7 protein-coding genes are annotated in these 11,773 nt (G+C 63.2%); 1 reads left to right on the forward strand and 6 read right to left on the reverse strand.

Annotated features, from left to right (window positions below; all coding sequences use genetic code 11):
- Positions 1-115: 115 nt before the first annotated feature.
- The 3 genes from C2H86_RS23900 to mexE are packed head-to-tail and all read right to left on the reverse strand — an operon-like array spanning position 116 to position 5,964.
- On the reverse strand, positions 116-1,534 hold the full coding sequence (locus tag C2H86_RS23900) for an efflux transporter outer membrane subunit (RefSeq protein WP_159410136.1): 1,419 nt from the start codon (positions 1,532-1,534) through the stop codon (positions 116-118).
- A complete protein-coding gene (locus C2H86_RS23905; protein WP_159410137.1) occupies positions 1,531-4,710 on the reverse strand; it encodes an efflux RND transporter permease subunit in 3,180 nt (1,059 codons plus the stop codon). Before C2H86_RS23905 ends, C2H86_RS23900 begins: the two co-directional genes overlap by 4 nt.
- 12 nt (positions 4,711-4,722) lie before the next feature.
- Positions 4,723-5,964, reverse strand: coding sequence for a multidrug efflux RND transporter periplasmic adaptor subunit MexE (gene mexE / locus C2H86_RS23910; protein WP_110635215.1), 1,242 nt, complete (start codon positions 5,962-5,964; stop codon positions 4,723-4,725).
- A 356-nt stretch (positions 5,965-6,320) separates the two neighbouring features.
- Between mexE and C2H86_RS23915 the strand changes: the two genes are divergently transcribed.
- The gene (locus C2H86_RS23915; RefSeq protein ID WP_159412988.1) at positions 6,321-7,442 is read left to right on the forward strand and encodes an MFS transporter; all 1,122 of its coding nucleotides are present in this window, start codon (positions 6,321-6,323) and stop codon (positions 7,440-7,442) included.
- Positions 7,443-7,510: 68 nt separating this feature from the next.
- On the opposite strand, the gene C2H86_RS28240 is transcribed toward C2H86_RS23915, so the two are convergent.
- The 3 genes from C2H86_RS28240 to C2H86_RS23925 all read right to left on the reverse strand — a co-directional run bounded on the left by C2H86_RS28240 (position 7,511) and on the right by C2H86_RS23925 (position 11,739).
- Positions 7,511-8,521, reverse strand: coding sequence for an RHS repeat-associated core domain-containing protein (locus C2H86_RS28240; RefSeq protein WP_205524563.1), 1,011 nt, complete (start codon positions 8,519-8,521; stop codon positions 7,511-7,513).
- Positions 8,404-10,338: an RHS repeat protein gene (locus C2H86_RS23920; RefSeq protein ID WP_205524564.1), complete on the reverse strand. Its 1,935-nt coding sequence runs from the start codon at positions 10,336-10,338 to the stop codon at positions 8,404-8,406. Before C2H86_RS23920 ends, C2H86_RS28240 begins: the two co-directional genes overlap by 118 nt.
- A 108-nt stretch (positions 10,339-10,446) precedes the next feature.
- The gene (locus C2H86_RS23925; RefSeq protein ID WP_159410138.1) at positions 10,447-11,739 is read right to left on the reverse strand and encodes an MFS transporter; all 1,293 of its coding nucleotides are present in this window, start codon (positions 11,737-11,739) and stop codon (positions 10,447-10,449) included.
- Positions 11,740-11,773: the final 34 nt, after the last annotated feature.

Genomic DNA, 11,773 nt, shown 5'->3' on the forward strand with positions numbered 1-11,773 from the left:
TGGGCTGCAAGCCGCGGGGTCGCCAAGGGACCATAAAAAAGCCCCGCAGACCAAGGCCTGCGGGGCAAACGGTTGGGGGAGGAACCAACCAAAGGAGTCGTTGAAACGGGGCGGATCAGCGTGCGCTGGCGACGGTCTCCGGCTGCCAGCCACCGCCGAGTGCCTTGTAGATCGAGACGATGCCGCGGTACAGCTCGACCTCGCCCTGGGCCTGGGCGTCTTCGGCGCTCAGGCGTTCGCGCTCGGCATCGAGCAGCACCAGGTAGTCCACCGTGCCTTCGCGGTAACGCACCGAGGCCAGGTCGGCCGCCTTGCGGCTGGCCTCGCTCTGGCGCATCAGCGATAACAGCCGCTGCTGGGTCTTGTCGTAGTCGCTGAAGGCGTTGGCCGACTCTTCAAGGGCCAGCAGCACCTGCTGTTCATAGTTGGCCAGGGCGCCTTCGGCGTCAGCCTTGGCACCGCGCAGGCGGGCCCGCACGCTGCCCAGGTCGAAAGCGGCCCAGGTGATGCTTGGCCCCAACGCCCAGGCATTGGCGGCGGAGGAACCTATCTGCGAGCCACGGGCGGCGGTAAAGCCGAGGAAGCCGCTGAGGCTCACCCGCGGGAACAGGTCGGCGGTGGCCACGCCAACATTGGCGGTGGCGGCGGCCAGTTGGCGCTCGGCGCTGCGGATATCCGGGCGGCGGCGCAGCAGCTCGCCCGGGTCGCCCACCGGCAAGGCCTTGGCGATGGCCGGCAAGGCCTTGGGCGCCAGGTCGACGCTCAGCGCGTCCGGGCGCTGGCCGAGCAGGGTGGCGATACGGTGCCGCGCCCGGGCCTGTTCGGCCTGCAGCTGCGGCACAGTGGCCTCGACACCCGCCAGGCGGGCATCGGCACGGACAACGTCGAGATCGTTGCCAACCCCGGCGTCGCGCAGGGTCACGGTGATGCTGCGTGACTCCTGCTGGGTCTTGAGGTTGGCCACGGCGATCTTCTCGCGCAGTTGCGCCCCGCGCAGCTGGCCATAAGCGTCAACCAGTTCGGCGATCAGGCTGACCTGCAGTTGTTGCAGGTCGGCCTGGGCCACCGCTTCCTGGGCCTCGCTGGCCTCGATCTGGCGCTGGATACGGCCGAACAGGTCAAGTTCCCAGGCCATGTCCAGGCCCAGGTCGTAACGCTCCTGGTTGACCCGCTGGGTGGTCTGCCCGGGAACCTGGCCTTTGCCGATCTCGCTGCTGGCGCGGCTGGTGACCACCGGCAACTGGTCGTTGGCGACGTCATCGTGGATCGCCCGGGCAGCCTTGAGCCGGGCGAAGGCCACGCGCAGGTCGCGGTTGCCGTCCAGCGATGCCTGCACCAGCTGGTTCAGCACCGGGTCGTCGAACTGCTTCCACCACAGGCTCTCGAAGCGGCTGCGGTCGAGGGCCTTGGCCTGCACATCAGTGCTGTCGAATTGTGCGGGCTGGGTGTCCGGGGTCTTGTAGTCCGGGCCGACCGCGCAGGCCGCCAGGGCCAGCGCCAGCAGGCTCGGGGTCAACGGTTTAAGCAGGTTCATGCGTGGTTCTCCAGCACGGCTGCGTGCTCGGCCTTGCGGGCCTGGCGACGCTCGACGAAGCGGCGGATCAGGAAGAAGAACACCGGGGTCAGGAACAGGCCGAATACGGTCACGCCGATCATCCCCGAGAACACCGCCACACCCATGGCATGGCGCATTTCCGAGCCGGCACCGGAGCTGAACACCAGCGGCACCACGCCCATGATGAAGGCGATCGAAGTCATCAGGATCGGCCGCAGGCGCAGGCGGCAGGCTTCCAGTACCGCCGCCAGCGGGTCGAGGCCCTTGGCCTGTTCGTCCTTGGCGAACTCGACGATCAGGATCGCGTTCTTGCACGCCAGGCCCACCAGTACGATCAGGCCGATCTGGGTGAAGATGTTGTTGTCGCCACCCGACACGATCACCCCGGTGATGGCCGACAGCAGGGTCATCGGCACGATCAGGATCACCGCCAGTGGCAGGCTCCAGCTCTCGTACTGGGCCGCCAGCACCAGGAAGGCCAGCAGCACGCACAGCGGGAACACGAACAGCGCGGTGTTGCCCGAGAGGATCTGCTGGTAGGTCAGGTCGGTCCACTCGAAGGTCATGCCGTTGGGCAACTCTTGCTTGAGCAGCTTCTCGATCGCCGCCTCGGCCTGGCCGGAGCTGTAGCCTGGGGCTGCGGCACCGTTGATCTCGGCAGTGATGAAGCCGTTGTAATGCATCACCCGGTCAGGCCCGGAGGTGTCGCTGACCTTGAGGAAGGTCGCCAGCGGGATCATCTCGCCTAGGTTGTTGCGCACCTTCAGCTGGCCGATCTGCTCGGCATCGAGGCGGAACTGCTGCTCGGCCTGGACGTTGACCTGGTAGGTGCGGCCAAAGCGGTTGAAGTCGTTGGTATACAGCGAGCCCAGGTAGACCTGCAGGGTGTCGAAGATGTCGGTGATCGCCACGCCGTGGGTCTTGGCCTTTTCCCGGTCGATGGCGGCATCGACCTGCGGCACGTTGACCTGGTAGCTGGTGAACAGGCCCGCCAGTTCCGGCACGTTGTGGCTCTTGGCGATGATGTTCTGGGTTTCCTTGTACAGCGCTTCGTAGCCCAGGTTGCCGCGGTCCTCGATCTGCAGGCGGAAGCCGCCGATGGTGCCCAGGCCTTGTACCGGCGGAGGCGGGAAGATCGCGATGTAGGCGTCCTGGATGTCGGCGAACTTGGCGTTCAGCGCGGCGGCAATCGCCGCTGCCGACTGGCTCGGGTCCTTGCGCTCGTCGAACGGCTTGAGCGGGGTGAACACGATGCCGCTGTTCGGGCTGTTGGTGAAGCCGTTGATCGACAGGCCCGGGAAGGCCACCGAATCGGCCACGCCCGGCTGCTTCAGGGCGATCTCGCTCATGCGCTTGATCACCGCCTCGGTACGGTCGAGGCTGGCGGCGTCAGGCAGCTGGGCGAAGGCCACCAGGTACTGCTTGTCCTGCGCCGGCACAAAACCGGTCGGTGTGGACGAGAAGCCCAGGTAGGTCAGGCCCATCAGCCCGGCATAGAGGAACAGGGCGATGCCGCTGGAGCGGATGACCCGGCGCACGCCGCCGACGTAGCTGTGGCTGGCACGGTCGAAGAAGCGGTTGAACGGGGCGAACAGCCAGCTGCCCAGCAGCTTTTCCAGGAACCGCGAGAAACGGTCCTTGGGTGCGTGGTGGTCCTTGAGCAGCACGGCAGCCAGTGCCGGCGACAGGGTCAGCGAGTTGAATGCCGAGATCACCGTGGAAATGGCGATGGTCAGCGCGAACTGCTTGTAGAACTGCCCGGTAAGCCCGGAAATGAACGCAGCAGGCACGAACACCGCGCACAGTACCAGCGCCGTGGCGATGATCGGCCCGGTCACTTCGCTCATGGCTTTTTGCGTGGCTTCCAGCGGTTTCAGGCCCAGCCCGATATTGCGCTCGACGTTCTCCACCACGACGATGGCGTCGTCCACCACGATACCGATGGCCAACACCAGGCCGAACAACGACAAGGCGTTGAGCGAGAAGCCGAACAGGTGCATCACCGCAAAGGTACCGATCAGCGAGACCGGTACGGCCATCAATGGGATGATCGAGGCGCGCCAGGTCTGCAGGAACAGGATCACCACCAGCACGACCAGGATCAGCGCTTCGAACAGCGTGTGCACAACCGCCTCGATGGAGCCGCGGACAAACACGGTCGGGTCATAGACGATGCTGTAGTCCATGCCTTCCGGGAAGTCCTTTTTCAGCTCGGCCATCTTCGCCCGCACTTCGTCGGAGATCTCGATGGCGTTGGAGCCCGGGCGCTGGAAGATCGGGATGGCCACGGCCGGCTGGTTGTTCAGCAGCGAACGCAGGGCGTACTGGCTGGAACCGAGCTCGACCCGGGCGATGTCCTTCAGGCGCGTGATCTCGCCGTCCGCCCCAGCGCGGATGATGATGTTCTCGAACTCTTCCTCGTTGACCAGGCGGCCCTGGGTGTTGATCGACAGCTGGAAGCTGGTCGAACCGGGGGCGGGCGGGGCGCCCAGCTGGCCGGCGGCGACCTGGCGGTTCTGCTCGCGGATCGCGGCCACCACGTCGCTGGCGGTCAGGTTGCGCGACGCGGTCTTGTTCGGGTCGAGCCACACGCGCAGCGAGTAGTCGCCCATGCCGAACAGCTGCACGTCGCCGACGCCGCCCAGGCGCGCCAGCTCATCCTTGATGTTGAGGATGGCGTAGTTGGACAGGTAGAGCATGTCGTAGCGGTTGTCCGGCGAGGTCAGGTGCACGACCATGGTCAGGTCGGGCGAAGCCTTGTCGACGGTGATACCGATCCGGGTCACTTCCTCTGGCAGCTTGGGCTGGGTACGGGTGACGCGGTTCTGCACCTGCACCTGGGCGTTGTCCAGGTCGGTGCCCAGGGCGAAGGTGATGGTCAGGGTCAGCTTGCCGTCGGCGGTGGACTGCGAGGACATGTACAGCATGTTCTCGACACCGGTGATGGCCTGCTCCAGCGGCGCGGCGACGGTTTCACCGATCACCTTGGGGTTGGCACCGGGGAAGTTGGCGCGCACCACCACGGTCGGCGGAACCACTTCGGGGTATTCGCTGATCGGCAGCTGGAACAGCGAGATCGAACCCGCGATCAGCAGCACCAGCGACAGCACCGCGGCGAAGATCGGCCGGGTAATGAAGAATTTCGAAAAGTTCATCGGTGTGGTCCCTTAACCGCGTGGCGCCTGGGCGCTGGCGACTTTTTCGGTGGTGCCGGCCACTTTTGGCGCCGGGTTGCTGGCTTCGAGGGCCTGGCGCTGTTGGGCGAGGGCGGCGAGGGTCTGTTCACTGGCCATCGGGGTTTCTTCCGGGGTCACCGGCGAGCCAGGGCGCACGCGCTGCAGGCCCTTGACCACGATGCGATCGTCCTTGGCCAGGCCGCTGCGCACGATGCGCAGGCCTTCAAGCTTCGGCCCCAGTTCCACGGCGCGGTAGGCGGCCTTGTTGTCCTTGTCCATGACCAGCACGAACTTCTTGCCAAGGTCGGTGCCGACCGCCTCGTCGTTGATCAGCACGGCGTCGTACTGGGCGCTGCCGACCAGCTTCAGGCGGGCATACAGGCCTGGGGTGAACTGGCCGTCGCGGTTGTCGAACACGGCGCGACCACGGATGGTGCCGGTGCGCGGGTTGACCTGGTTGTCGACGAAGTTCATCTGGCCCAGGTGCGGGTTGCCGGTTTCGTTGGTCAGGCCCAGGTACACCGGGGTGCTCTGGCCGCGCTGGCCTTCACGCGCCAGCTGGGTGTACTTGAGGTACACGCGCTCGTCGGCGTCGAAGTAGGCGTACACCTTGTCTGTGGAGACCACGCTGGTCAGCGGCGTGACATCGGCGGTGACGATGTTGCCAGCGGTGAATTCGGCGCGGCTGACGCGGCCGCTGATCGGCGCGGTGACGCGGGTGAAGCTGAGGTTCAGGCGGGCCAGGTCGAGCTGGGCCTGGATCGCATCGACCCCGGCGCGGGCTTCGGCGGCGGCGCTGCTGCGCGACTCGGCAAGCTCGGCGGAAATGGCGTTGCTGTCACGCAGGCGCTCGCCACGGCGGGCTTCGTTGGCGCTGCGGATGGCGGTGGCCTTGGCCTGTTGCAACTGGGCCTCAAGGCGGCGGACCTCTGCCTGGAACGGGCGCGGGTCGATCTGGAACAGCAGGTCGCCTTTCTTCACCTGGGCACCTTCGGTGAAGGCTACCAGGTCGATCTGGCCGGAGACCCGAGGGCGCACCTCGACGGTTTCCGGCGCTTCCAGGCGGCCGGTGAACTCGTCCCATTCGTTGATCGGCTGCTCGATGACCTTGGCGACGCTGACCTTGGGCGCGGCGGGAGCCTGCACGGCGTCGGGGGTGCGGCCACAAGCGCTGAGCACCACCACTGCCAGGGCAGCGAGGGGGAAGCGCAAGGGTTTGAGTGAGTGATCCATGGAGAACTCCGCCAATGTATTAGTAGTGGGCGGAGTGTGAGTGTCTTGCGCGTGACGCACGAATCGAACGGAGCGAAAGCTATTATCACGCGCAATGATATGTCTGGATCAAACATCGATGGCGGGCATGTGACGGAGTCAGGAGGTAAGCTCTCTAAAGGCAGTACCGGCCTCTTCGCGGGGCAAGCCCGCTCCTACAGGATCTACACAGCATTCAAGACCTGTGCAGTACTTGTAGGAGCGGGCTTGTCCCGCGAAGAGGCCAGTGCAGACACCTCCGCACAGCAACTGAAATAGGCCCCACCTTGCGCACGTACCACCGCCTGCCCGGCCCCCTCGGCATCGTCCTCCTCGGCGTGCTGCAAATCCTGGTCTGGGGCGGCTCGTTCTTCCTCATGGCGGTAATGGCCGACCCGATCAGCCGCGACACCGGCTGGCCCAGCCAATGGGTCTACGGCGCGCTGTCCCTGAGCTTGATGGTCTCGGCGCTGTTGGCCCCGTTGTCCAGCCGTCTGGTCGCCCGCTACGGCGGCCGCCCGCAAATGGCCGCAAGCGGCGCGGTGGTGGCGGTAGGGCTGCTGATCATGGCCGCCAGCCATAACCTCGGCCTGTTCCTGCTGGCCTGGGCGGTGATCGGCATTGGCATGGCCATGGGCTTGTATGAAGCGTTGTTCGCCACCCTCGGCGGGTTGTACGGCGAAGGCGCGGGCAAGGCCATCACCGGCATCACCTTGATTGCCGGCTTCGCCTCGACCCTTTCATGGCCGACCGTGGCCCTGGCCATCGAACACTTCGGCTGGCGCGCGACCTGCGTTTGCTACGCGCTGGTGCTGATGGTGGTGGTGGCGCCGCTGTACTGGCGAGTGCTGCCCGCAGGTGGCCGGGTTGAAGTCCCTTCCAAGACGCCAGCAAAAGGCGAAACCGTTGGAGTCGACCGCCAGCTCTACTGGCTGCTGACCAGCATGTTCGCCATTGGCGCGATCATCATGACCGCCATCGCCGTACAGTTGGTGGCCGTGCTGCAGGGGTTGGGGCATTCGCTGCCGGTGGCCATCGGTCTGGCGGCGATGCTCGGGCCCAGCCAGGTGGCGTCGCGGGTGCTGCAGATCCTCGCGGGCAAGCGCCACCCGATCTGGACCGCCCTGGCCTGGGTGAGCCTGGTGTTGATCGGATTGCTGATGGTGGCCTTTGTCCCGGCAGCCACGGCGGTGGGCTTGCTGGTGTTCGGCTGCGGCAATGGCCTGCGCGCGATCGTGCGTGGGCTGCTGCCGCTGGCGATGATGCCGCCGGCGCAGTACGTGCTGCTGATGGGGCGCATGTCGCGGCCCTCCTTGATCGGGCAGGCACTGACGCCGCTGGTGGGGGGCTATCTGTTCGAGCACTTCGGGTCGATGGGCGTGCTGGTCACCTTGTGCTTGCTGGCGTTGGTCAATGTGGGGTTAGTGGGGTTGGTAATGCGTAAGGTTCGCATGGTTTAGCATTTACATAGCTGCCGTGACTGCTTCATGGTTAGCCATCACAGAGTGAAATACGTAATAAATCATATTTATAGCCAGTGAGCTAATGTCATGACTGAATAAGCAATGCTGTCGGCATTTTTACTTGTGATGTGTGCGCGAAGATAATCGTTCTTTTTGAATGTCGACACTGCATCACTCAGTGAAAGTTGCGCCGATCTGCCATGTTCTTTGTAGTGCATAGTTTGCTCCTCAATTCGGATGATTTCGTAATTGTTTAGAATGGCTATTTCATAGAAGAAGCTAATTGGGTCGGCGACCTCGATTGTAGTAAGTTCTCCCAGGTAAGCAACGTTATGAGAGTCTTGCATTGGGATATTGTCTGCAAGATAGAAAAAGTCCCGAGTGCTGGCGCTGGCTGACGGTATGCCTGGAACTCTTTTCAAGTGACTGATTTCATGTATGATTGTTGCTGCTCGTGTTTGATCTGAAATGGTTTTTGAAAAAAAATTGTCAAAAATGAAAATTTTGCCTTCAACGTCCTTTTTTAATACCTGTGCCAGTACGGTGCTGTCGGGTCTGGTCGCCCGGTCTATCTTTGGGTAGCCAATGGCTGGCGTGGCATAGGCTGCTACTACCCTCTCTAACCTTTTCCAACTTTCTACTATTCGAGGTACCATGACGCCATATTGTGGTCCGAAGAAGATTTCCATTCGTGAGTCACGCGAGGGTTGGCCACGTTCGACAACTTTCCTGAGAGCATCAGCCGCTGTGGTGAGTGCTTGTGCTACTATGCCTGCCTCATTTGGAGGGAAATTTAATAGCCCTTTCGCCTTTATGCGCAGCGTGGATGATCGATGCGGTTCAGGTGCATCTTGAGAGGACGACGTCATGAGACCGTTTGAATCAGCATGGGTGCCAGGATTATTGTGGACCATGCTGTAGAGGTTCAATCCATCGACTGTGTAAGCTGGGTCCGCGCTCAACCAGCGCCCTGCCCAAGGCTGGTAATACCGGTAGCCGTAGTAATACAAGCCAGTCGCATCGCGCTCCTTGCCCGAAAAGCGTACGGTCTTGTAGTCAGCCTGCGCGCTGCCCATACCGACGTCTCCCCGTACGGGTAATACTCCTCCCGGCTGATCAGGTTGCCGCTGCCATCGAGCTCCAGGCCATGGCTGCCGATAAGGTCGCCATACTGGTAACGCAATTGATCATTGGCAATTTCAGCCGGCTTGCCAGCCACCCAGTGCAAAACGCGCACTTGCGCATGACCGGCTTCACCCACGCACAGGACCTGAAGGTTTTCTTTCCCCGTCGTTCGCAGTTCCAGATTGGTCAGATAGATGACTTGCTGGCTGTTCAGCTGTTGCGTGCTGCTTTTCAATACGCGCTGGCAGCGGGCATCGTAGCGGTAGTGTTCGTGATCGCCCGGGGCGCCGTCGCGCACCACGGGGGTGACTTTCTGCAGTTCTCCCCGGGGTGTCCATTCGAGTGCCTGGCCTGGTTGTAACTGGCATTGATGGCCAGCGGCTGTAAACAACGCATCCACGTCCTCAGGGATGCCAGTCAACGTATCGGTCACCCCCCGGTTACTGCGGTTGCTGACGGTAATGTCCGTGGTGTAGCCGTTGTGGGTGGCGGGCGCACTGTGGCGGATCTGGGTCAGATTGCCCGCAGTGTCGTAGTGGAAGTGGCGGGTGTATCGGGTGTAGGTGGCGTTGTCACTGGCAAGTGGCAGGGATGCCGGAGTTGAATGACTGTTCTGGCGACCCGCATTGGCCATTTCCCGCCCGCTGGCACTGACCAGTTGGTACAGGCTGTCGTAGCCGTAGAGGTTTTCTGGTTCCACCCGTTGGTTGCGCCAAATGCGCGTCTGCTGAGCCTCGTCCCTGGCATTGAGCACATTGCCCACCGGGTCGTATTGGTAACGCAGGTCTTGCAGCAATCCGCTTGCACGTTCTACCCGAATCATTCCCAGTCGCTGCGTTCGCGGCTCGTATTGGTAGGTGCATGTCACGCCGTTGCCGTGCGTCTCGCTCAGCTTTCTCCCCCCGGCCGTGTGGGCCTGCGCTGTCATGACAGGTTGCTCCGCGCTGTCCTTCACGGTCAGCCAACTGCCCGCCAACTGCCCGTTCACGCCATACGCCACACGCTGCTGATGGCCAGCCGCATCCCGCGTGATCAGCACATTGCCCATGGCATCGGCGCAGGTGACGGTGGTGTACCTTTCTGGCCCAAGCAGCGCATTCCAGGCAGTCGGGTCCACGCCGTGCCAATCCATCTGCATGTCGGGGTCAGTTGCCGCTTGGGGCAAACGGCGTGTCATCGACAGTGGCACGCCAGAGAGGGCCATGCACTCAGTGGCCATCAGCCCGGCCGTATCGTAATGGTTGATGCAAAGCCCGGCGATGTTCAGGTCTTTGTCTGCAGCCGTGCTGGCCGCATAAATGAAGCGCTGCGTTGTTCGTGGGACTCCACTGGCAACCTGTTCGGAAACGGCTAGCGGCCGCCCAGGCAGGGTAGGCACCTCGTAATGCCAGGTGTGGCTGACGGCCTGGCTGTGGTCCTCCGTGCTGTCGTCAGTGCTGAGGATGCCGTTCACGATGAGCAGTGGCCGGCCAGCGGTGTCGATCAGTTTGACGGAGGTGCCTGCGTCCACGCTACGGGTGTGCAGGGCATCGCCACCCAGGTCGTAGTGATAGATGAAGTTGGCAATATCTGCGTTATTCAGGCGCGGGTCCGCGCTCTGCTTCAGAAAGCCAGATGCAGTGAAGTGGTGACGGGTGATACGTACCTGGGTTTCATCCAGCTGGTCAGAGTGACGGTAAAAGGCAATCTCGCGCACGGCAAGGCCACGGCTTTCGCAGGCCATTACGGTTGGGGTGTTGCGGTTGACTGCCTTTTCGATGCGACCCATGGGGCAGCTACCTCGCAAGATCAGGGCGTGACTCGATGCAAGGTAAGCTTCCAGCAAATCCGTCAGTGCGTAACCTGATAAAAATGACAGGTGCCCATGGGCTCAGGGTCAGGAGGCGCTTACCGCTTGCGGTCTTTGCCGACGGTAGAGCACGGTGGTCGCGGTGAACCCACATACCGCCGCGAACATCAGCCAGTAGGCCGGCGAGGCTTTGTCACCGGTGGCCTGCACCAGCAGCGTCGACACCGCCGGCGTGAAGCCGCCGAACAGCGCGGTGGCCAGGCTGAAGGCCAGCGAGAAGCCGACCACCCGCACGTTCGCCGGCATCACCTCGGTCAGCGCTGCGACCATGGCGCCGTTGTACAGGCCGAAGAACATCGAGAAGTACAGCAACACCACGAGCAGGCGCTCGAAGCTGGCAGCTTCAGCGAGCCAGTGCATGGCCGGGTAGGCGGTCAGCACGCACAGCAGGGAAATCGCCAACAGCTGCGGGCGCCGGCCGATGCGGTCGGAGAGGGCACCGCCGATGGGCAGCCAGATGAAGTTGCTGACGCCCACCAGCAGGGTCACCACCAGGCTGTCGGTGGTGCTCAGGTGCAGCACGGTCTTGCCGAAGGTCGGGGTGTACACCGTGATCAGGTAGAACGTGGTGGTGGTCATCGCCGCCAGCAGCCCACCAGCCAGCACTGTGCGCCAGTTGTCGCACATCGAGCGGAACACCTCGGCAGCGCCTGGGTGATGTGCGCGGGCCTTGAAGGCTTCGGTCTCCTGCAGCGAGCGGCGAATGATGAAGATGAACGGGATGATCACGCAACCGATGAAGAACGGAATGCGCCAGCCCCAGGCCGCCACCTCGCTGGTGGCCATGCACGCGTTGAGGGTATAGCCCAGCGCCGCCGCCACGACGATCGCCACTTGCTGGCTCGCCGACTGCCAACTGGTGTAGAAGCCGGTGCGCCCTGGCGTGGCGATCTCCGAGAGGTACACGGAAACGCCACCCAGCTCGGCGCCGGCTGAAAAGCCTTGCAGCAGCCGACCCAGCAACACCAGCAGCGGGGCGAGGATGCCGATGCTGGCGTAGCCGGGCACCAGGGCAATCAGCACGGTGCCGGCGGCCATGATCGACAGCGTCACGATCAGCCCTTTGCGCCGCCCGACCTTGTCGATGTAGGCGCCCAGCACGATGGCGCCCAGTGGGCGCATCAGGAAGCCCGAGCCGAACACCGCGAAGGTCATCATCAGCGAGGCGAACTCGCTGCTGGCCGGGAAGAACGTCTGGGAGATGTAGGTGGCATAGAAACCGAAAAGAAAGAAGTCGAACTGTTCGAGGAAGTTGCCGCTGGTGACCCGCAGGATGGCGCCGAGGGTGGCGCCCCGAGTCGGTGTTGTCGTTTTCATCATGGCTCGCTTTTGTTGTTATTGGCTGAAGGGCGCC

It is taken from the genome of Pseudomonas putida, assembly GCF_009883635.2.
In the GTDB taxonomy this organism is placed as follows: Bacteria; Pseudomonadota; Gammaproteobacteria; order Pseudomonadales; family Pseudomonadaceae; genus Aquipseudomonas; species Aquipseudomonas putida_W.